Origin of the sequence: Aeromonas sp. QDB03 (assembly GCF_027707985.1) — a bacterium.
Taxonomy (GTDB): domain Bacteria; phylum Pseudomonadota; class Gammaproteobacteria; order Enterobacterales; family Aeromonadaceae; genus Aeromonas; species Aeromonas hydrophila.
On record NZ_JAPCJG010000001.1, the window covers coordinates 1 to 20,606 of the forward strand.

Annotated in this window: 17 protein-coding genes and 1 pseudogene; 8 read left to right on the forward strand and 10 right to left on the reverse strand. The window is 60.2% G+C overall.

The annotated features are described in order from the left end of the window. Positions 1-26 precede the first annotated feature (26 nt). The 6 genes and pseudogenes from PG900_RS00005 to PG900_RS00030 all read right to left on the reverse strand — a co-directional run bounded on the left by PG900_RS00005 (position 27) and on the right by PG900_RS00030 (position 5,853). Complete coding sequence (locus tag PG900_RS00005; protein ID WP_270830638.1) at positions 27-527, reverse strand: hypothetical protein; 501 nt, start codon at positions 525-527, stop codon at positions 27-29. 1,199 nt (positions 528-1,726) lie between these two features. Then, positions 1,727-2,944, reverse strand: a pseudogene (gene asp, locus PG900_RS00010) (serine protease Asp); the annotation flags it as partial. A 478-nt stretch (positions 2,945-3,422) separates the two neighbouring features. Further along, positions 3,423-3,962 (reverse strand): isochorismatase family protein, encoded by a 540-nt coding sequence (locus PG900_RS00015; RefSeq protein WP_264098691.1) that lies wholly within the window; start codon positions 3,960-3,962, stop codon positions 3,423-3,425. Between the two features lie 15 nt (positions 3,963-3,977). Next, on the reverse strand, positions 3,978-4,352 hold the full coding sequence (locus PG900_RS00020) for a hypothetical protein (protein ID WP_118880927.1): 375 nt from the start codon (positions 4,350-4,352) through the stop codon (positions 3,978-3,980). 472 nt (positions 4,353-4,824) lie between these two features. After that, positions 4,825-5,415 carry a HEPN domain-containing protein gene (locus tag PG900_RS00025; RefSeq protein WP_044800289.1) on the reverse strand — a complete coding sequence of 197 codons (591 nt, stop codon included), beginning with the start codon at positions 5,413-5,415 and terminating at the stop codon, positions 4,825-4,827. Between the two features lie 75 nt (positions 5,416-5,490). Then, positions 5,491-5,853: a VOC family protein gene (locus PG900_RS00030; protein WP_264098689.1), complete on the reverse strand. Its 363-nt coding sequence runs from the start codon at positions 5,851-5,853 to the stop codon at positions 5,491-5,493. Between the two features lie 455 nt (positions 5,854-6,308). Between PG900_RS00030 and PG900_RS00035 the strand changes: the two genes are divergently transcribed. Further along, positions 6,309-7,157: a MetQ/NlpA family ABC transporter substrate-binding protein gene (locus PG900_RS00035; RefSeq protein WP_270830639.1), complete on the forward strand. Its 849-nt coding sequence runs from the start codon at positions 6,309-6,311 to the stop codon at positions 7,155-7,157. A 70-nt stretch (positions 7,158-7,227) separates the two neighbouring features. On the opposite strand, the gene PG900_RS00040 is transcribed toward PG900_RS00035, so the two are convergent. Next, complete coding sequence (locus PG900_RS00040; protein WP_270830640.1) at positions 7,228-7,950, reverse strand: phosphatase PAP2 family protein; 723 nt, start codon at positions 7,948-7,950, stop codon at positions 7,228-7,230. Positions 7,951-8,297: 347 nt separating this feature from the next. Here PG900_RS00040 and PG900_RS00045 point away from each other — a divergent pair, with 347 nt between their 5' ends. From PG900_RS00045 to dedD, 7 genes are all read left to right on the forward strand, one after another. Then, a complete protein-coding gene (locus tag PG900_RS00045; protein WP_146060993.1) occupies positions 8,298-9,428 on the forward strand; it encodes a 4-phosphoerythronate dehydrogenase in 1,131 nt (376 codons plus the stop codon). 141 nt (positions 9,429-9,569) lie between these two features. Continuing rightward, positions 9,570-10,586 carry an aspartate-semialdehyde dehydrogenase gene (locus PG900_RS00050; RefSeq protein ID WP_270830641.1) on the forward strand — a complete coding sequence of 339 codons (1,017 nt, stop codon included), beginning with the start codon at positions 9,570-9,572 and terminating at the stop codon, positions 10,584-10,586. A gap of 275 nt (positions 10,587-10,861) precedes the next feature. Beyond that, positions 10,862-13,045, forward strand: coding sequence for a FimV/HubP family polar landmark protein (locus PG900_RS00055; protein WP_207137802.1), 2,184 nt, complete (start codon positions 10,862-10,864; stop codon positions 13,043-13,045). A gap of 178 nt (positions 13,046-13,223) precedes the next feature. Then, positions 13,224-14,033 (forward strand): tRNA pseudouridine(38-40) synthase TruA, encoded by an 810-nt coding sequence (gene truA / locus PG900_RS00060; protein WP_270830642.1) that lies wholly within the window; start codon positions 13,224-13,226, stop codon positions 14,031-14,033. 119 nt (positions 14,034-14,152) lie between these two features. Beyond that, positions 14,153-15,016 (forward strand): acetyl-CoA carboxylase, carboxyltransferase subunit beta, encoded by an 864-nt coding sequence (accD, locus tag PG900_RS00065; RefSeq protein WP_011706493.1) that lies wholly within the window; start codon positions 14,153-14,155, stop codon positions 15,014-15,016. 2 nt (positions 15,017-15,018) lie between these two features. Then, positions 15,019-16,278: a bifunctional tetrahydrofolate synthase/dihydrofolate synthase gene (gene folC, locus PG900_RS00070; protein WP_270830643.1), complete on the forward strand. Its 1,260-nt coding sequence runs from the start codon at positions 15,019-15,021 to the stop codon at positions 16,276-16,278. Between the two features lie 74 nt (positions 16,279-16,352). Further along, positions 16,353-17,153, forward strand: a complete 801-nt coding sequence (dedD, locus tag PG900_RS00075; protein WP_076361032.1) for a cell division protein DedD — start codon at positions 16,353-16,355, stop codon at positions 17,151-17,153. A gap of 57 nt (positions 17,154-17,210) precedes the next feature. Here dedD and PG900_RS00080 read toward each other — a convergent pair whose 3' ends face one another. The 3 genes from PG900_RS00080 to PG900_RS00090 all read right to left on the reverse strand — a co-directional run bounded on the left by PG900_RS00080 (position 17,211) and on the right by PG900_RS00090 (position 20,549). Further along, positions 17,211-17,555 carry a TusE/DsrC/DsvC family sulfur relay protein gene (locus PG900_RS00080; protein ID WP_017407983.1) on the reverse strand — a complete coding sequence of 115 codons (345 nt, stop codon included), beginning with the start codon at positions 17,553-17,555 and terminating at the stop codon, positions 17,211-17,213. 20 nt (positions 17,556-17,575) lie between these two features. Next, positions 17,576-19,729 carry a YccS family putative transporter gene (gene yccS, locus PG900_RS00085; RefSeq protein ID WP_194758722.1) on the reverse strand — a complete coding sequence of 718 codons (2,154 nt, stop codon included), beginning with the start codon at positions 19,727-19,729 and terminating at the stop codon, positions 17,576-17,578. 163 nt (positions 19,730-19,892) lie between these two features. Next, positions 19,893-20,549 (reverse strand): Bax inhibitor-1/YccA family protein, encoded by a 657-nt coding sequence (locus PG900_RS00090; RefSeq protein ID WP_016351136.1) that lies wholly within the window; start codon positions 20,547-20,549, stop codon positions 19,893-19,895. Between the last annotated feature and the right edge of the window lie 57 nt (positions 20,550-20,606).

Here is a 20,606-nt window from a genome sequence, read left to right on the forward strand (position 1 = left end):
CGAAACGGCGGTAGCGTGACGGGCCATCATGCGGCACCTCCCTCAGTCTTGCTCAGGGCATGGCCAGCGCGGATCAGGCCCTCGGCCAAGAACAATGCTTCGCTCAGTTCAGCCCGTAGGTAATGACTATCAGAGGCAAGTAACCGACTCAGAACAGACAACAGATTAAGGCCATCTTCGGCCATTTCGGCAGGGGATGAAAACAGTTTGAAACCAGAGGCTTCTCGCAATTGTTCGAAGAAATCGACAGGGGATTGGGCTGGTGATTCGATAGGGCTGTCAGGTAGCAGATCAAGCAGCGCTTTCTGAGCATGGATAGGCAGCAGATCAGCTCTGTATTCGAGAGGGCCACCCTTTCCAGACCCTTTGCAACGTACTGCACTGGGTTTATTGCGAAGCTGACGTTTGAAATACTTTTGAACACCCATCCTAGTCTTGGGGAAATGGGAAAAGTTTAGTTCCAGAACTTTGCTAGCAGTCAACCAGATTTGGCTAACAGAATGGAGATCAGATGATGATCCGGCCATGGCGGGCCTCCTTTGATAGTAGGACTATCACCATCAGGAGGGTCGTAATCTCGCTGGTGGTGAGCTGAACAGGGTTACGACCACCGCTCAAAGGAAACGGCCCAGCTTGCGCTGGCCCCATCCAGCCCACCATAACAAGGCTAGAATTTTGCACAAAAAAACACGCTATAGGCGTGTTGTGCGCCTCTGATTATACGGGGGTCGTAGTCCCGGCACCAGTTTTTTGCTGGCACATTTCAAGGCTATCTTGAGCGGTTTTACCTGTCAACCACAATGATCAATTCACTAGAATTTGCCACCCATGCGAGTCCACCAAATCGGAAATCCACATCAACACTTACGTCCGATTTAATATAATCTTGCATTAAGTGACTTGCTTGTAAAATCAAGTAAAATCAGCATGATAACTTGATTCGGAAATCGCAAGATTGAATCGGAAATGATTTCCGATTCGCCATCAATAAAACGGACGTGGTGTAAGTGCAATCGGAAAATATAAGTGCTCATGCGAAAAGCTGGAAAGGAAACTCATGAGGTCTCCTCAGTTCCTTTGGCTACGAGCAAATCAAAAGCAAAAACGATGTTAAAGTAATTGATTTATATGGCTTTTACACCAAAAGGAACATGATTGCCATGAATGGAAACTCAGTTCCCATTCATGGTCATAACAAAGGAACTAAAATCGAGCCAACAGGTTGATAGAAAAATTCGCAATCACGCCATCTTGCGAATTTTTCTTCGAGCCGCACCACGGCTTTATGGCGTGATATTATGTGTTTAAAAACATATAGTTACTTGCAATAATCCCATGCCATTACCAAAAAGACCGCTGCGGTTTTTTCTGCGCACCATAAAAGACCATCCCGCCTTGCCACAGACGGCTTTGCTGGCGTTCAGAGCTGCTCTATCAAGGCCAGATGGCAGCAGGGGCCGCGCCGTTCTGAGAGGGGAGTTTAAAGCCGGTTTAAAGGCCAATTTAAAAAACAGCGCGTGATCACTTCGGTAGCGATTTTCGGCCACTTTTAGGAACAGTGATCATTTCAGTGATTTCTAATATACTCGCCGACAAGCCCGCCATTTTCCAGGCTGCGATCGCCACCAAAGCCGCGCCACTCCTCAGATCCCGATTCCACTTATGCCCTAGCGATTCCACTTATTTCCGGGGTCTGTCTTAATGATCAATCCACTAGAGCCTATACACTGACCTGGACCGGCTGCTGGCCGGCATCAATGCGGGTGGCGTTGCGGGCCAGCAGATCGCGCAGATCCCGCACCGACAGATCCGGGTAGGCGGACATCAGCAGCGCCATGGCGCCCGAGGTGTTGGGGGTGGCCGAGGAGGTGCCGTTCATCACGCCGTTGTAGTCGCAGGTGGCATCCAGTTGCGGGTTGTTGTGCAACAGGTTGGTGCTGGGATCGTCGGTGCGGTTGTAGCCCATGTCGCAGCCGGGCAGATCCGTGGTCACCATGGCCGGCGCATCGGTACCGTACTCCCCGCCGGGGGCGCTCAGGAAGACGTTGCTGCCGACGCTGGAGTAGGAGGAACGCACTCCATCGGCGTTGATGGCGCTCACCACCAGGTTCCAGAAGTTGCTGTTGGAGGGGTCTATGTTGCTGTTCTCGAACGGCAGCTTGGGCAGGGCGCCGGTGCGGCTGAACATGTAGTCACCCGCGGCGATGCGGTTGAAGCCGTTGCCTGCCGCCTTGATATAGGCTGCGCCCTGTGCCTGCTGGGTTTGCTGCTCGAACAGGCGATCGAGCTGAACCTGATCCAGCCCGCTGGCGCTTTGCGGATCCACCAGGCTCATGCCGTAGCTCTGGTTGAAGACCCGGTTGTCGGCGGTGGCGGTGCTGCCGCCCAGCGCATAGATCCAGTCTTTCTGCAGCTGCTTGCTGCGCTCATCCAGCAGGTTGAACCCCTGCAGCTGGACGCGGGGGGCCACCCCCAGGGTGCCGATGTGGTTGTCGACCGCCCCGATCAGGCCAGAGACGGAGGTGCCATGGGCACTGTCCGGATCGGTCGGAGTGGGGTCGCTGCTGCCGGTCACCACGTTTTTCGAGCCGGGGCGCACATTGTCGGCCAAGTCCGGGTGGGCGATGGCTAGGCCGTCATCCACCACGGCCACGTTGATGCCCTGACCCTGCACGCCGGTACGGTGTGCCCACCAGAGGTTGAGGTCGTTGCCTGCCACGCCGCCGCGGGGGCTGAAGGCATTCTGGCCGCTGTTGAGCAGGTGCCACTGCTGATCCTGCAGCGGGTTGATGCCGGGCAGGCAGCGCGCTGCGCTGCTGCGGCCGGTATCGAGGCCGGCTTCCTTGCCGGTCAATGGGGTGCAACTCTCACTCGCCTGAACTGAAGCGATGGGCAGGGCCGAGAGCAGGGCCGAGATTGCCAACGCTAACGATGTTTTTCTCATTAATAAACTCCATCTTATATCGCACCGTCCTGGGTGCGACTGGCATCTATACACGGGAAAAACAGAGTCAAAAAGCACTCGTTTTGATTCTGAGATAAGGCTCAAAAAAATCCCACAACAAATATTTTACAGACCATCTTGGGGTTCCTGTGAATCCTTTTGTGTGGTGTATTGAGAACTTTTCTCAGCTGGCTGGTGTTGATATTTATCTTTGTAGATCAACCTATTAGTAACTGTTCGTTAACGTTTGGCGGGACAAGCAGGTGCGAAAGGGGGCGGGCGGAGTGGTGCGAAATGGGAGGCGTACCACGCTGGCGGGGGGCCGCCGAGATCGAAAGCAGAGTGAGGGTGACTACAGGCAAGCCACAGGGCGCCACTGGCGCCGTGTGGGATGAAGTCGCTGGTCGACAGGGGGAGGCTATTTGATCAGCGCTAGTAATGGCGCCGTGTCGAATGGAGTAGCCGGTCGGCAGGAGAGCTATTTGATCAACGCCAGAATGGCGCGAAACGCCGGATGGCGGCAGTCACCCAGCAGCTCGTAGAGGCACATCTCCACCGAGGTGAGTTCGGCCCCGTGCGCCGCCAGCTTGTGGATGGCGAGCTCCCGGTTGGCGGCGCTGCGCGACGACACCACATCCACCACCAGCGACACCTGGCTGCCCGCGTCCAGCAGTCCCTGCACCGTCTGGTAGACGCAGATATGGGCCTCGATGCCGCACACCAGCCAGTGGCTGACGCCCTGGCGGGCGAGGGCGTCGGCCAGCGCCGGTTCCCCCAGGGCGCCGAAGCTGTGCTTGGGCAGCACAAGATCGCCTGCCTGCATCAACTGCAGCTCGGGCACGGTGGCCCCGAGCTTGTCCGGGTTCTGCTCCAGCCAGACAACCGGCAGGCCCAGCAGTCTGGCCCCCGCCACCAGTCTGGCGGTGTGGGCGATCAGGGCGTCGCTCCCCTCGACCAGACGGGCCAGTTTGCCCTGAATATCGACGACCAGCAGGCCGGTGTTCGTGGTGGTCAGCATGGATACTCTCCCGTATCAGAGTGAGACAGTGGCGCCGAGTGGGCGGGCGAGGGATGCGCGCGACTGGTTCCACAGATAGATGAGGGTCAGCGCGATGACGGTACCGATCGGAAAGGCGAACAACTGCAGGGCGACGAAGCACCAGAAGACCACCTTGAAGGCCGTCACCTGTTCGGTGAGCCCGCGGTAGGCCACATAGTTGAAGGCGAGCACAAACAGGGCGATGGCTGTTGCCAGGCCAAGGCTGAGACTCTGCGATGGTGCCATGTCAGCCGGATGGAGCGGGCTGACCGTGACGACGGCCCAGGCAACGAACGCAATCATGGCGAGGGAGAGCATGGTCGCAACGACAAAGATGGCCTTGGCGAGCAGATGTTGTTTGGGGGTCATGAATACTCCTTGAATATGGCGTGGTCTTGCTCCCTGCTGGTGATTTAGCGAACTCTCCATGTCGTTCGCGACTGACAAGGTGACGCATAAAACATGAGTCACAGTGCTCTGTCGATAGGGTCTAAACCTACCGGCGATACCGGCACTGGTCAAAAATAAAGTAATTCAAATTGTAAATGTTGTGACAGTTAAACCCGCTGGGCCACCAGTTGAAATACTCAACATCGGCCCGTTAACCGGAGGCGGAACATTAACCAAAGCGACGGTTAAACGCCTCTTTGCTAACTTTCCGCTCCATCTGTGAATTGCATTTAGGGCAAAGAGTTTGCTTTTTTCCACTGATAGTCCATTTATAATATGTCTTTTTTATAGACTGACCACAGATACTGCAAGATGATGGCTTTCCAAAAATGGCACCTATCACGACAAAAATAATTAATGCAACTAGCCACTCCATTCATTGGCTCCTCAATCAGGTTGATAGCTGGTTTTGGCGTTCAAAAACTGCAGCGTGGTGCAGATCAATTTTTTCATTTATATAACAGTCGGTAGATTTAACCAGGTCTCTGATAAATCGGATAACTTTTTCCAACTCGTCGCGTTTTATAAGATGGGGAGCTAGTACGCCAGTGCTGATAGGCTTTGAACGATGCGCAGCTTCACCACGTTTTTTAATCCATTGATTGAGTGTTGAGCGCGCTTTATCTGGCTCGTAGTTCGACCAGCGCCACCCCTCTGTGACATCAAATCCAAGATAATCCATAAATATTTTTTTCGTTTTATCTGAGGTTGGATTATGAAATGACTTTAAATCTGCATGCAGTTTCTTCAGGATAAAATCACCCAAGTAACTGCCCTGTACTATGGCTAATTTTTTATGCATTTCCTCAACCAGCCGATCTTCCACATAGGTTTCCCAAGCAGTGAGCGCCATTACCAGACCTGCGCGTTTTAAAACTTCACTGCTGGGTGGTGGGGGATTGGCATTAATACCATCGAAATGGGCTAGCAGCTCTTCGGCATCTTTAATTGAATACTCAAATCCTTGAATCGCTTTTGACATATTCCTTGTCCCTATTTATAACGTTATCTTCTGGTTAAGCTACTTAGGTCTGCGCAACATCGACATTTATAATAATTAAATATGTACCACGGCCTCTACATTGTTCCCATCTGGGTCAAGCAAAAATGCGGCGTAATAATCAGGGGAATAGTGAACGCGAGGTCCCGGTTGTCCGTTACAGCGAAAGCCCGCTTGAATACCTGCCAAGTGAAAAGCATCGACTTGTGCTGATGTCGTGGCGCTGAAGGCAAGATGGCAGGGGGGGGGTCGGTCGAATTTCTCGATCAAAAAGCTCACCTTGTCACGACCGATCAGGCCAAAACCGGCAGCGGTGTCATCTGCCCACTTGAGTTCCATATGCAGTGGGTGGAGCACGGTTTGGTAGAAGTGCTTGCAGTCGTCAAAATGCATTGTCTTGATTTCAACGTGATCGATCACGGCAACTCCTTGGCTGGCTGAATAAAACTATCTCCTTTGTTCTCCTCTGTTTAACTGCGAGCATAAGGGGCTGGTGTTCACATCGCCGCTGCCGTGCCTGAATGACGCTGTCAGTGCGCGCCTTCTTCCATAGGGTGAGCCTGACAAAGCGAACCTGGCACCCTGACGCAAAATGGTACCGAATAACCACAATAAGTCACTTGAGGCCCGCTTGGGGAGGGGGTCAAGCAATAACTGTGTGGTTTATCAAAGATTTCTTGTCATGGGTACCCGGCAGAGTTGAGAGCCGGGCTTCACTGCCATCCGGTAAAGCTTGCCCGGTTTTGTTGCTTGGCGAAGCGAAACGGCTCTGTTATGGTGTGGTTAATTAGCCGTTTGGATGGCTAGATGGTTGCAGTGGTTCAAGCACGACTCTGCCATCGCGCCAGCCGTTGAGATGTTTACAGGGAGTTTTTATGCAGCGTCGTTCCTTCTTTGCCCTTTCCGCCCTTTCCGCCCTTTCCGCCCTGGCCCTGCTGGCCGGTACTCTGCCATTGGCCGCGCTGGCTGCCGATCCGGCCAAACAGGAGATCGTCATCGGTACCACGGTAGGGGATTTTGCCGACATGGTGACCGACTCCATCAAGCCGCAGCTCGAAGCCAAGGGCTATCAGGTCAAACTGGTGGAGTTCACCGACTACGTGACCCCCAATATCGCGCTGGCCGACGGCTCGCTCGATGTGAACTGTTTCCAGCACAAGCCATACCTGGAGAGCTTTGCCAAGGATCGGGGGCTGTCGCTCGCCCCCATCACCCAGGTACCGACCGGCCCCATGGGCCTCTATGCCGGCAAGCTGGGAGATCTGAAGGCGGTGAAGGAGGGGAGCACGGTGGCCATTCCGAACGACCCCACCAATCAGGCGCGGGCGCTGCTGATGCTGCAGGATCTGGGCTGGCTGACCCTGAAGGAGGGGATCAACCCACTCAAGGCGAGCGAGTTCGACGTGGTGAAAAACCCGCACAACCTCAAGCTGGTGCTGCTGGAGGCGGCCCAGCTGCCCCGCTCGCGCGAAGACGTGGACTTCTCGGTCATCAACGGCAACTTTGCCGCCTCAAGCGGCATTCCCTTTAGCTCAGGCCTGTTCCTTGAGCGCAGCTACGACTTCATCAACTGGGTGGTGGTAAAAAGTGCCGATGCGGACAAGCCCTTTGCCAAAGACGTGGCTGCGGCCTACAACTCGGCTGCCTTCAAGGCTTATGCCGCCAAGCGCTTCGTCGATTACAAATACCCAGAAGGGTGGCAGGGAGCGAGTGCCAGCAACTGAGTGGCCAGCGTCACAGGCTTTGAACAAAAACGGGCACCTGCGGGTGCCCGTTTTTTGTGTCGTACAGATGTCAGTAATGGCGCAGCCACCAGCGGGCGGCGAACAGCGCGGTGAGGCTGCCGAGCAGGGCGCTTGCCAGCACATCCAGCGGCCAGTGCATGCCGATCAGCATGCGCGACAGGCCGACACCGATGGCCCACAGCGGCAGCAGCCAGGCGCCGGCTGGGGCGCGCGCCAGCCAGATCAGGCCGAAGAACTGGGCCAGGCTCATGGCGGCGATGCTGTGGCCGGAGGGGAAGGCGTAGTTCACCTCCGCCTGCCAGTGGTTGGCGAGCCACTCGGGCAGCGCCAGCAGCTGGCTGGCGGCATGGACCTGCTCGCTGCGCACCTCCACCTTGCCGTCGTAGAACTGCTGGATGGCGGGGATCAGCTGCTGGCTCTCCAGCCAGAGCAGGTAGGGGCGGGGCTCCTCGGTCAGATGCTTGATCAGGCTCTTGATGAGCCAGTCGCCGGCAAGCACGGCAAACAGGGCGCCGCCGAGGGCCAGCAGCGCCGGCAGGCTCAGCGTCAGCTTGTGTCGGGTCAGCAGCAGCAGGGCCAGGATGCTGACGCCGATGCCGGGCACATCCACCATGCGGGTGAGGGCGTAGGGCCACCAGAGCCAGTCCGAGTGCAGGGCCTGGCTCATGAACGGTTGCCAGGGCAGGCAGGCCAGCAGGAGCAGCGGCAGGATCAGGGCGGCACTGAAACACAGCACCTGGCGGCGCGGCAGGGAAGAGGCGTGAGTCGGCATAACGGGGCTCGGCAAGGTGCCCATTCATGGGCAGCAAAAAAAGAGGCGCCATTGTGCCAGCCCAGTCCGGTCGGTCAAGTCGCGCCCTGCTCGCTGTAACACGGGGTTACAAATGAGTGTGGTGATGGCCGACCTGCCGAGTGCAATCCGGCTGGTGGCGAGGGGGAACACCCGAGGTTGCTTGTGCAGGTTGCACCACTCGGTTGAGCAGAGATGAATCAGCAGCGCGCAGGTTCCCGCCAGAAAGTCGCAGCGGCCGCCGCTCATGGATGAATAAGCATCTGAAACTTCGGTCTGTTTGGGCTAGAATGGCGCGCTTGTGGCCGCTAGCGAAGTGAGAGAGCCCGATGAAGATCGTCGTTGATGAAAATATGCCCCATGCCCGTGAGCTGTTTGCCGAATTTGGCGAGGTCATCCCGCTGCCCGGCAGGCAGATGCAGGCGGCGGATCTGCAAGAGGCCGACGTGCTGCTGGTGCGCTCCGTTACCCGGGTGGACGCCGCGCTGCTGGCCAGCAGCCCACGACTGAGCTTCGTCGGCACCGCCACCATCGGCACCGATCACGTGGACAAGGGGTTGCTGGCCGAGCGGGGCATTCCTTTCTTCAGCGCCCCCGGCTGCAACAAATATTCGGTCGGCGACTATGTGCTCTCCGCCCTGCTGGTGCTGGCCGAGCGTCATGAGCTCAACTTGAGCGAGATGAGCCTCGCGGTCATCGGTGCCGGCAACACCGGCGAGTGTGTGGCAGGCAAGGCCGAGGCGCTCGGCATGCGGGTGCTGCGCTGCGATCCGCCCCGTGCTCGCGCCACCGAGGCCAACGAGGTGGCGCAGTTTGTCGACTACCAGCAGGCCCTTGAGGCCGACATCGTCAGCTTCCACGTTCCCATCACCCACCAGGGGCCGGACGCCACCTTCCACCTGCTGGATGCGGCGCTGATTGCCGCCCGCCCGGCCGGGCAGATCCTCATCAACGCCTCCCGTGGCGAGGTGTGGGACAACCAGGCCTTGCTGGCGCGCCAGCAGAGCCAGGCGCCGCTGCGGCTGGTGATGGACGTGTGGGAAGGGGAGCCGGAGCCGCTGCAGGCCCTGGTGCCCCACACTGAGCTAGCGACCCCGCACATCGCGGGTTACAGCCTAGAAGGCAAGGCCCGTGGCACCTGGATGCTCTATGAGGCACTCTGCCGGCAACTGGGGCGCACGCCGCGCCAGGATCTGCAAAGCTTGCTGCCCATCCCCGAGGTGCGCGAGGTGATGCCGGGCCAGCCGGCGGATCAGGCCTTGATCAAGCAACTGGTCCACCTTATTTATGACGTGCGCCGCGATGACGCCCGTTTTCGCAACCGACTCGGTGTGGCGGGCAGCTTCGATGAGCAGCGCAAACACTATCCTGAGCGGCGCGAGCTCTCTTCCCTGCAGCTGAAAGGGCCGTTTGCCAGCGATGCCCTGGCCAGGCTCGGGTTTGTCTGCCAGCCAGACTGAACACTTTACATACTTGAAGGGGCGGGAGCCTTGTCCCGCCCACACCCGGTCTGGCCGACGCCAGACCCGCTATCAGGCAGGTCCGCCTGCCAGCGGTGATGCCAGCGCGCGTCACCGGCACCATCATAGGAGAGAACAGCAGTGAGTCAGCAATTCAACGTAGCGGTATTGGGCGCCAGCGGCGCCGTGGGCGAGGCGATGATCGAGATCCTGGAAGAGCGTGCCTTCCCGATCGCCACCCTCTATCCGCTGGCCTCCAGCCGCAGCGCCGGCGACACGGTGCGTTTTGCCGGCAAGAACGTCGAGATCCTGGATGTGGAGGAGTTTGACTGGAGCCAGGTGCAGATCGCCCTCTTCTCCGCCGGGGCCGAGGTCTCTGCCAAGTGGGCGCCGATTGCCGCCGAGCACGGCTGCATCGTCATCGACAACACCTCCTGCTTCCGTTACGACGAAGACATCCCGCTGGTCATTCCGGAAGTGAACCCGGATGCGCTGGCCGATTTTCGCAACCGCAACATCATCGCCAACCCCAACTGCTCCACCATCCAGATGCTGGTGGCGCTCAAGCCGTTGCATGATGAAGTAGGTATCTCCCGCATCAACGTGGCGACCTATCAGTCCGTCTCCGGCTCCGGCAAGGAGGGGGTGAGCGAGCTGGCTGGCCAGACCGCCCATCTGCTCAACGGTCGTCCGGTGGAGCCGAGCCTCTACCCGCAGCAGATCGCCTTCAACCTGATCCCGCAGATCGACAGCTTCACCGACAACGGCTACACCCGGGAAGAGATGAAGATGGTGTGGGAGACCCAGAAGATCCTGGGGGATGCCAGCATCGCCGTGAACCCCACCTGCGTGCGGGTGCCGGTGTTCTACGGTCATGCCGAGGCGGTCCACGTCGAGCTGCACCAGCCGCTCGACGCCGAACAGGTAAAAGAGCTGCTGCGCAATGCGCCGGGGGTCACCCTGTTTGACGACGAGAACGACTATCCGACCCCGGTGCGCGACGCAACCGGCAAGGATGCGGTTCTGGTGGGCCGGGTTCGCCAGGATATTTCTCACCCCTGCGGTATAAATATGTGGATCGTGGCCGATAACGTTCGTAAGGGCGCGGCGACCAACAGCGTGCAGATTGCCGAACTGCTGGTGCGCGATTACCTCTGATCGCCGGGTCCATTGGTCTGGCGGGGAAGGAAATCCGCCAGGCTTCCAGCCTGTGAACCCATGGGGTGGATGTGACCGGGGGCGCACTCTGCAGCCCCGAGAATTTTTCGCGATATCAACTGATTAAGTTTTTTCCTACACTCAGGGGCAAGTTGGGTGCTAAATGTGTCGGACTGCTGGCTTGCAACCTGAGCCTGATTTATATTGAACCGACTGTTTTGGGGTAACTATCCAGATTTTTCAATGTGATAGGGCCGTCATACGAAGGAACGAATATGGGACATTCCCGCATAACATTGGCAACGCTACTCGCATTGGGTCTGCTGGGCACGGCCCAGGCTGAAGACTCGGCGCGGGAGCCTTTTTTTGTTGAGCTCAAAGGCCCGGACGAGCCGGCTCCACCCGCCGTCAATTCCCAGCCGCTGGCACAACCCGTCGCCGCTCCCCGCGCCACGTCCCAACCCAGCCGAGCCACGGCCCAGCCGATCGTGCGGCAGGTTGCGAGCAATGCCGGCAGTTATGGCCCCATTCGTCCCACCGATACCCTCTGGAGCCTGGCGAGCAAGTACCGTCCCTCCAGCAGTGTCAGCGTCTACCAGACCATGGTGGCGATCTACGAGAAAAACCCCCGCAGTTTCGCCGATGGCAACATCAACCACATTCTGGTGGGCTCGCGCATCCAGCTGCCCACCACCGCCGAGGCCAGCGTCATCACCGATGCCGAGGCCCGCGCCAAATTCCGCAGTGACAACGCCAGCTGGAAAGGGCTGAGCCCGAAATACCTGGCGAGCAAGCATACCCAGCCGGCCAAGCCGGTGGCCGTTAAAGCGGCCCCGACCAAGGCGGCCGAGCCGGCCAAACCCGAGGTAGCCAAGGCCGCGCCCGCCAAGGCGGCGCCCATTCCGGCCCCGGCACCCAAGGTGGAGACACCCCAGCCGGCCACCGAGGTGAAGGCGGTTGCCAAGGCTCCCGAGTCGGTAGCCAGCCAGGCGGCTGCCACCAGCGCCGCCACGGCCAGCGCACCGGCGCCGTTGCCGGCCGATGTCAATCAACCGGTCGGCAAGCCTTCCACCGAGATGGCGCTAGCGCTGGAAGATGCCAACGCCCAGCTCGGCCAGGTCACCGAGATGAACCACAGGCTCAAACTGCGGCTGCAATCACTGACCGAAGAGGTGGAGACCCTCAAGGCCCAGCTGCAGGATCAGACCGCGCTGCAAAAAGAGATTGCCGAGCTCAAGGCCAAGCCGGTTCCGCCGGTGGCGCCGGCCCCCGAGCCCAAGCAGAACTGGCTGATGGACCTGCTCTCCTCGCCGCTCAACCTGGCCATGATCATCCTGTTGCCGGTGCTGCTGGTGCTGGCGCTGGTGACCCTGTGGCTGCGGGCGCGTGCTCGCCGCGAGCTGGAAGAGCAGGAGAAGAGCCTGTCCGAATCCACCGCCATGGTGATGGATCAGGAGAGCAGCGAATTTGACGAGCTGATGACGGTCGGCATCACCGACGACGAGCCGGTACGACCGCGTCCGGATCTCAATACGCCGGATGGCTACATGGCGGTGGAAGAGCCTGCCGCGCCGGCCGACCTGGTGTTCAGCGACGATGGCGAGATGGACCTGGCCAGCTTCGATGCCGAGCCGGCCCCGTCCGCCAAGGCCGCCATCCGGGATCCGGATCTGGTGCCCGAGCTGGATCTGGCCCATGACGAGTCCATCACCCTCGACACCGAGCCGGATCTGGATCTTGCCAGCGAATTCAATCCCAAGCCCAAGGCTGACAACGAGATCATGAGCGAAGAGGAGCTGCAGGCAGCCCTGTTCGCTGAGCTGGACGCAGACCTGGAAGCCGATCTGGCGCTGGACGAGCCCGATGCCGACCCCATGGTCAGCGACGAGGATCTCGCCTCCTTCGATTTGAGCGACTTTGAGACCGCCTTTGCTGAGCCTGACGCCGACAAGGCGGCCAGTGCCCCGGCCGACGCCAGCGCTGATGAGTTGCTGGCGGAGCTGGGGCTGGAGCCCGAGCCGAGCAAGGGGAAACAGGAGGCCGCTGCGGATCTGGAGTGGGATCCCAACGAGCTGGCACTGGCCGATTTCGAGGATGCCTTCGCCGAGGTGGAGTCCCATCCGGGCGAGGTGAAGCCACGGGAACAGGCCCAGGAGAGCGGCTATGTGGAGATCGACAAGCTGCTGGCCGAGGCAGACGCCACCACCACCGAGCAGGAACCCTATCAGGGCTTCTCGCTGGACGTGGGGCTGGATGGCTTCCCCGAGGTGCTGCCGGAGTCCACCGGGTTTGACGTGGATGCCGACGATGGCGGGGTCGGGGCCAAGCTGGATCTGGCTCGTGCCTACCTCGAGATCGACGACAAGGATAGCGCCCGCGAACTGCTGCAAGAAGCGGCGGAGCAGGGCTCAGAGCATCAACGGGCCGAAGCCGAGAAGCTGCTCAAGCGCCTTGGCTAGAGAGCCAGCGCATAGTGGTGAAAGCAGGGGCAGCCGATGGGCTGCCCCTTGTTTTTGGCTCCTGTGTTTTGGCGCCTGGTCCGGCCTGGACGTTGCTATTTGGGATTTTTGAGGCGAGACGCGTATAATCCGCCCCGTTTCGTTTACCGCCCCTTTTCATCAGAAGACAAGTTTATCCATGCGAATTGCCCTAGGTATTGAATACGACGGCAGCCGGTATTTCGGCTGGCAGCGTCAGCGCGAAGTGATCAGCGTACAGGAGGAGCTGGAAAAGGCCCTAAGCCGGATCGCCAATCACCCCGTCTCCATCCAGTGCGCAGGGCGCACCGATGCCGGTGTCCACGCCACCGGCCAGGTGATCCACTTCGATACCGATGCGAACCGCGCCGAAGGGGCCTGGACCCTGGGCCTCAACTCCAACCTGCCGCCGGACATCGCCGTGCGCTGGGTCAAGCAGGTGGACGAGGGGTTTCATGCCCGCTTCAGCGCCACCGCCCGTCGCTACCGCTACGTCATCTACAACCACAACTACCGGCCGGCCATCCTCGGCAGCGGCGTCAGTCACTACCACGAAACCATCGACGCGACGCTGATGCACCAGGCGGGCCAGAGCCTGCTCGGGGAGCACGACTTCAGTACCTTCCGGGCCGTCGCCTGCCAGTCCAACACCCCGTGGCGCAATGTGACTCACCTCTGTGTCAGCCGCTCCGGCCCCTACATCGTGCTCGACATCAAGGCCAACGCCTTCCTGCACCACATGGTGCGCAACATCACCGGCTCCTTGCTGCTGGTGGGGCAGGGGCTCCAGTCGGTGGAGTGGATTGCCGAGGTGCTGGCAGCCCGGGATCGCAACCTGGCGGGCCCGACCGCCAAGGCGGGGGGACTCTATCTGGTGGACGTGGATTACCCGGCGGAGCTGGGGTTGCCGCGGATGCCGCTGGGGCCGTTGTGGCTGCCGGACTCGGCACCGGGTACGACCAGTTTTTAGTAACTGGCCCCGAAAATTTGTGGTTTAATGATCCGTCATTTATTGCCATCGAGCTATTAAGTCATTGAACAATCTAGGCTCGATGCGTTTTGTCAGGCACAAAAGCATTAAGGAATTCCATGAGCTGGCTTGAGAAGATCCTTCCCAAGAGCAAGATCACTACACCTCGTCGTCACAACATTCCGGAAGGGGTGTGGACCAAGTGCAGTGCTTGTGAACAGGTGCTCTACCGGGCAGAGTTGGAGCGCAATCTCGAAGTGTGCCCCAAGTGTGATCATCATATGCGCATCAGCGCCCGTGCCCGTCTCGAGAGTTTTCTCGACGAGCAGGGCCGCACCGAGATCGGTGCCGAGCTGGAGCCGCAGGATGTCTTGAAATTCAAGGATTCCAAGCGCTACAAGGATCGTTTGTCTGCCGCCCAGAAAGAGACGGGAGAAAAAGATGCGCTGGTGGTGATGAAGGGGACCCTCAAGGGGGTGCCGGTCGTCGCCTGTTCATTCGAGTTCTCCTTCATCGGTGGCTCCATGTCCTCCGTGGTGGGTGCCCGCTTCGTGCGTGCCGTCGAGGAGAGCATCAAGGAAGGTCGCGGTCTGGTCTGTTTCTCCACCTCGGGTGGTGCCCGCATGCAGGAGGCGTTGTTCTCCCTGATGCAGATGGCCAAGACCAGTGCGGCGCTGGACCGACTCTCCAAGGCCGGCCTGCCCTATATCTCCGTGCTGACCGACCCCACCATGGGTGGCGTTTCCGCCAGTCTGGCCATGCTGGGTGACATCAACGTGGGCGAGCCCAAGGCACTGATCGGCTTTGCCGGCCCGCGCGTCATCGAGCAGACCGTGCGCGAGAAGCTGCCGGAAGGTTTCCAGCGCTCCGAGTTCCTGCTGGAGAAGGGCGCCATCGACCTCATCATCGATCGCCGCGAGATGCGCAACCGTCTGGCCAGCCTGCTCGCCAAAATGCTGAATACTCACGTCATCGAAGAGTGAAGATGAGTTCCAACATGCAACAATCCCAAAGCCGGTCGCTGGTCGACTGGCTTTCTTATTTGGAGCAGATCCACCCGGTCAACATCGATATGGGGCTGGATCGGGTCGGCGCCGTGGCCCGCCGCATGGGCTTAACCCAACTGCCGTTCAAGGTGATCACTGTGGCGGGCACTAACGGCAAGGGCTCCAGCTGCGCCATGGCGGCCAGCATACTGATGGAAGCAGGCTACCAGGTCGGCGTCTACTCCTCTCCCCATCTGCTGCGCTTCACCGAGCGGGTGCGGATCAACGGGGCCGAACTGGCCGACAGCGATCACTGTACCGCCTTTGCCGAGGTGGAAGCGGCCCGCGGCGAGATTGCCCTTACCTTCTTCGAGTTCGCCACCCTGGCGGGCTTGTGGCTGTTCCGGCGCGCCGCGCCGGATGTGCTGCTGCTGGAAGTGGGGCTGGGTGGTCGGCTCGATGCCACCAATGTGGTGAAATCCGATGTCGCCATGATCACCTCCATTGCGCTCGATCACTGCGACTGGCTCGGGGATACCCGCGAGGCGGTGGCAGTGGAGAAGGCGGGGGTGTATCGCGCCGGCAAACCCGCCATCAGCGGTGAGCCCAATCCGCCCGTCACCATCGCCAGCGAGGCTGCCCGCCTCGGTGCCTGCCTGCGTCAGGTCGGCATTGATTTTCGTGGCGATGAGCACGCCACCGGTTGGGATTATCACGGTCTTCATCAGTGGCGCGACCTGCCCAAGCCGGCCCTGCCGCTGATGAACGCGGTCACCGTGCTGGCGGCGCTGGAGTCCCTCGGCCTGCCGCTGCCGGAAGAGGCTATTCGGCAAGGGCTGGCCAATGCCCGGTTGGCTGGGAGGATGCAGCAACTGCAAAGCGCGCCGCTGGTCATCGTCGATGTGGCCCACAATCCCCATTCGGCCGCCTATCTGGCAGCCCAGCTGCGCAAAATGCCCTGCACCGGCGTGCGCCGCGCCGTGGTGGGCATGCTCAAGGACAAGGACATGGCGGGATCGCTCGCCGAGCTCGATGGTCTCATCGGCGAATGGTATCTGGCCAGCCTGACCGGCCCGCGGGCGGCGAGCGCGGCCCAGCTGGCGACCGCCCTTGGCAGCAAGCGGGGGCCGGCGACCACCTTTGACAGCGTGGGGCAGGCTTATGCTGCGGCGTTGGCCGCATCGAGTCCTGATGATATGGTCATTGTGTTTGGTTCGTTTTACACTGTTGCCGACATTCTGGCGGGTGCCGCCGTATAGGCCACACCCCGTCTCCCCGGCCCTCTGGCGGGGAGCCGAATCGCATATTGAGTTACGTAAAGGTAGGATTCAACTTGGCCTCTAAGTTTCAAAACCGTCTGGTGGGCACCGTCATCCTGGTGGCCCTGGTTGTCATTTTTCTGCCGGATTTGATGGACGGCCACAAGCTGGAGCAGAAGGAAGAGGCGTTTGCCAAGATCCCGCTGCGCCCTGAGCTGGAGCCCGCCAAGCCCGCCTTACAGGTATCGGCCGCCAGTACCCTGCCAGCGGAGCACCTGGCCAGCCAGCAGCAGGCCTCTGCTGCCGAGCAGTGGCAGGTGGAAGAGGTATCTGAGCCGGTAACCCTGGGGGCCAAGCAGGGCCAGCCGCCGGTGCAACAACCGGCCGCCAAGCCGGTGACCCAGCCCGTCACTCCGCCTGTGGTCAAGCCCCAGCCCAAGCCTGAGGTGATCGCCAAGAAACCGGTGGAGCAGCCCAAACCCAAGGTGGTGCCACCCAAGCCGGTCGAGGTGCAAAAACCGGTTGAGAACAAGCCACAGGCGGGCCAGATCAAGTCGATGGACGATCTCATCGCCAGCAAGATGGGACAACCGACCGCGACAACAGCCCCGGCTCCTGCCGCTGCTGCACCGGCCCAGGGCAGCTGGATCCTGCAGCTCGGCGCCTTCAAGAACGTCGACAGCGTCAATGCGCTGGTGGGCAAGCTGCGGGCTGCGGGCTACTCGGCGCACACCTCGCCGCGTACGCCTGTCCAGGGTCAGCTCAACCGGGTCTTCATCGGGCCGGATGTCTCCAAGGCCAAGCTGCAGGGCATGCAGAGCCGCATCGGCCAGATGACCGGCTTGAGTGGTTCCGTTGTGGCTTACAACCCCTAAGAGGGTCGACAAGATAAAAAAATACCGCGCTGCATCTTGGATGGGCGCGGTATTTTTTTAGATGCATTTCACCGGTTTGGGCAGGCCGCCAATCTTGGTGGCCTGCTTTGCGGGGCCTTCCGGGAACAGCTTGTAGAGGTAGCGGCTGTTGCCCTTTTCGGGGCCGTACTGCTTCTCCATCGCCTTGACCAGGGCGCGGATGGCGGGAGAGGTATTGAACTCCAGATAGAAGGCGCGCACAAAGCGCACCACTTCCCAGTGTGGCTCCTCCAGCACGATGCCTTCCTGCTCGGCCAGTACCAGTGCCAGCGCTTCGCTCCAGTCGTTGCTGTTGAGCAGATAACCCTTGGCATCGGTGTCGATGAGTTGGCCGTTGAATTCCAGCTGGTGATGCTCGGACATGGTGGGCTCCTTGTGGCCTGTCAGGATTGGGCGGGCATGGTAGCGCCTTGTTCCCGGGTGAGCAACCGGCTCTCGTTGGCCAGGGTGAGCAACTCATCGGCCAGCTGGCTGATGAGGTTGAGCTGCTGGGTCAGCATCAGCTGCTCCTCGCTGCTGTCGGGGGTGATGACCGGGCACTGCCCCTCGATCTGCTCCGGCATCTCTCCCGCCAGATGGCCGGCAGCCCGCTCCAGAGTGTGGCTCAGATGACGGCTGATCTCGTCCAGCTCGCCGATGGCCTCCAGCTTGTCGCGATGGGCGCCCAGCGCCGAGATGTAGGAGAGCAGGGCGTGGTTGCGCCAGGTGAGGGTGAAGCAGAGGTCGAGAAAACGACGGCGCTTTTGCGGCTCCACCAGCATGCTCTGCCAGGCCATGGCCAGCTCGCTGTCCGCCAGATGGGCGCTCTTGCGCGCTACTCGGTAGTCGATGGACTCATCCCGCTGCTGCTGCAGGCTGGCGAGCACCGCCGAGAGATAGCGGGCGTTGGCCGAAAGCGAGTTGGCGATCAGGGTTGGCAGCCGCTTGTACTGCCAGTCCGGCCACAGCCAAGCCACCAGGGCGTAGGAGAGCAGGCAGCCGAGGAAGGTATCGAGCATGCGCGGCCCCAGGATGGCGAAACCGATACCGTCCAGCAGGTTGAATGCCATCAACACGTAGAGGGTGATGAAGCAGACCGCGGCGCTGTAGTTGCTGCGCACCTGGGTGAAAAAGAGGAAGGCGGCCAGCCCCATCACCACCAGCTGCACGTGCAATTCGGGGAAGAGCCAGAGCACCGGGATCCCCACCAGCAGGCCGGCGAAGGTGCCGAGCATGCGCTGCACCAGCCGGCGGCGGGTGGCGCTGTAGCTCGGCTGACAGACGAACAGCACGGTCAGCAGGATCCAGTAGCCCTTGTCCAGGTGGAACGCCTGCAGGATGCCATAGCCCACCACCAGCCCGAGCGACAGCCGCAGGGCATGGCGAAACACCATGGAGTTGGGGGTGAGATGCTGTTTGAGCTGGGTCAGCAACGGCAGGCGGGCAGGGCGGGCCAGGGGGGGCAGGTTCTGCGGCGCCTGCTCGGGATTTTGCAGCTCCTCGGCGCTTTGCAGCAGCTGGTTGATGCTGGCCAGATTGCGGCGCAGGAACTTCATCGGCGTCAGCAGGGTTTTCGGGTAGTGCTGCTTGAGGTGGGTGAACTCCAGCTGATCGCCGAGGGCCTCCAGCGTCCAGTGGATGCGCTTGTTGTGGGCATAGGGCTTGTGCACCAGGATGGCGTAGCCGAGCCGCTGACACGCCTCGGAGAGCTGCAGGAACACCTCCTGAAAGCCGTCAAGCACGATGCCCTGTTTAAGCTCGGCCTCCAGCTTGCTGTAGGGGTAGTGGCTGGAAGTGGCCCGCTCGTGGATCTCCAGAGCCAGCAGGTAGAGGCGCAGCAGGCTGGCCAGCTCGGGGGAGGCCCGGTGACGGGTGCTGAGGCGGGCGTTGAGTGCCGACTTGGTGAGCGTCAGGGCGTTGACCAGGTTGATGTTGAGCTGGGCCAGGTTGTGACGAATGGCCTGGGCGCCGTGCTCGTCGGCCGGGAAGAAGCGGGATTTTTCCAGCAGATAGCGGGAGAGGGCAAAGTAGCTCTGGGCCAGCTGCTCGTGCAGGGTCTTGTAGGGCAGCAGCCAGAGCCAGATCAGCGACACCAGGCCATACCAGAGTGCCCCGGCGCCGAGGGCCAGCGGCTGATAGAAGAGATCCGGTGCCTTGGCGGCCCCCAGCATGGTGTAGATGGCGATGAGCAGGGAGCCGAAGCTGATGGTGGCGTAGCGCTGACCGAGCGCCCCCACCATCACGAAGATAAAGGTGGAACCTGCCAGTCCCAGGGCAAACAGCCAAGGTGTGGGGAAGAGGTACTGCACGCACAGGGAGGCAAACAGGAAGCAGAGCAGGGTCATGGCGAGGTTCTTGACCCGGCCCCACAGACTGTCGTCGGTCTCGGCGATGGCACCGGCCACCACTCCAAGGGAGAGCAGCACGGTGAGCTGGATGTCGCCGGTCGCCAGAGTGAAGGCAAGCAGCCCCATGATGGCCAGCAGTACCTTGAGGGCGAAATAGATATGACTGTCAGTCAGCAAACGGCGCAACAGGCCAGAGAAATCCGTGGGCATGGGAGAACGCAACCCTTGAGCGAAACGAAAACCAGAGCATAACCGGTCAACAACGAAACGGCCCTGATTTGGATCAGGGCCACTTCGCTTCATATCCTTGATTTACAACTTATCCTGACAGAAACAGGCGCCAATAAAAACCCCGCCGAAGCGGGGTGTTTGATTAGTTGCGGTTGCCGCCAAGCAGACTCAGCAGGCTCAGGAAGATGTTGTAGATGGAGACGTACAGGGTGACGGTGGCGGAGATATAGTTGGTCTCGCCGCCGCGCACGATCTGCTGGGTGGTCAGCAGGATGGCGCCGGAGGAGAACAGCATGAACATGGCGGACAGGGCCAGGCTCAGGGCGCTCATCTGCAGGAAGATGTTGGCGATCATGGCCACCAGCAGGACCCAGAAACCGACGAACAGCATGCCGCCGATGAAGGAGAGGTCACGCTTGGTGGTCAGGGCATAGGCCGACAAACCGAAGAAGGTGAGCGCGGTGCCGCCAAGGGCGGTCATCACGATCTCGCCGCCGCCGTTGTTCATGTACATGTTGATGATGGGGCCCAGGCTGTAGCCCAGCAGACCGGTCAGGGCGAAGGTGAACACCAGCCCCATGCCGTTTTCGCGATTCTTCTCGGTCAGGAACATCAGACCGTAGACGCCGATGAGGAAGATGGCCCAGTGCAGGGGCGGCATGTTCATCACGGTGGCTACCCCGGCCACCACGGCAGAGAAGCCAAGAGTGAGGGAGAGCAGCATATAGGTGTTGCGCAGTACCTTGTTGGTATCGCGCGCGGCACTCTGGGTGCCGGTATAGATAGAACGGGTATCCATCTTGGGTGTCCTCTTGATTTCCGGGGTGAGGCGGCAATCCGCCTCGTTAACGCATTG

Bases quoted from the DNA above. Each gene is read 5' to 3' on its own strand.
- PG900_RS00005 (WP_270830638.1), bottom strand. From the start codon at position 527: ATGGCCGGATCATCATCTGATCTCCATTCTGTTAGCCAAATCTGGTTG.
- PG900_RS00015 (WP_264098691.1), bottom strand. From the start codon at position 3,962: ATGCTGACCACCACGAACACCGGCCTGCTGGTCGTCGATATTCAGGGC.
- PG900_RS00020 (WP_118880927.1), bottom strand. From the start codon at position 4,352: ATGACCCCCAAACAACATCTGCTCGCCAAGGCCATCTTTGTCGTTGCG.
- PG900_RS00025 (WP_044800289.1), bottom strand. From the start codon at position 5,415: ATGTCAAAAGCGATTCAAGGATTTGAGTATTCAATTAAAGATGCCGAA.
- PG900_RS00035 (WP_270830639.1), top strand. From the start codon at position 6,309: ATGCAGCGTCGTTCCTTCTTTGCCCTTTCCGCCCTTTCCGCCCTTTCC.
- PG900_RS00040 (WP_270830640.1), bottom strand. From the start codon at position 7,950: ATGCCGACTCACGCCTCTTCCCTGCCGCGCCGCCAGGTGCTGTGTTTC.
- PG900_RS00045 (WP_146060993.1), top strand. From the start codon at position 8,298: ATGAAGATCGTCGTTGATGAAAATATGCCCCATGCCCGTGAGCTGTTT.
- PG900_RS00055 (WP_207137802.1), top strand. From the start codon at position 10,862: ATGGGACATTCCCGCATAACATTGGCAACGCTACTCGCATTGGGTCTG.
- truA (WP_270830642.1), top strand. From the start codon at position 13,224: ATGCGAATTGCCCTAGGTATTGAATACGACGGCAGCCGGTATTTCGGC.
- accD (WP_011706493.1), top strand. From the start codon at position 14,153: ATGAGCTGGCTTGAGAAGATCCTTCCCAAGAGCAAGATCACTACACCT.
- folC (WP_270830643.1), top strand. From the start codon at position 15,019: ATGAGTTCCAACATGCAACAATCCCAAAGCCGGTCGCTGGTCGACTGG.
- PG900_RS00080 (WP_017407983.1), bottom strand. From the start codon at position 17,555: ATGTCCGAGCATCACCAGCTGGAATTCAACGGCCAACTCATCGACACC.
- yccS (WP_194758722.1), bottom strand. From the start codon at position 19,729: ATGCCCACGGATTTCTCTGGCCTGTTGCGCCGTTTGCTGACTGACAGT.
- PG900_RS00090 (WP_016351136.1), bottom strand. From the start codon at position 20,549: ATGGATACCCGTTCTATCTATACCGGCACCCAGAGTGCCGCGCGCGAT.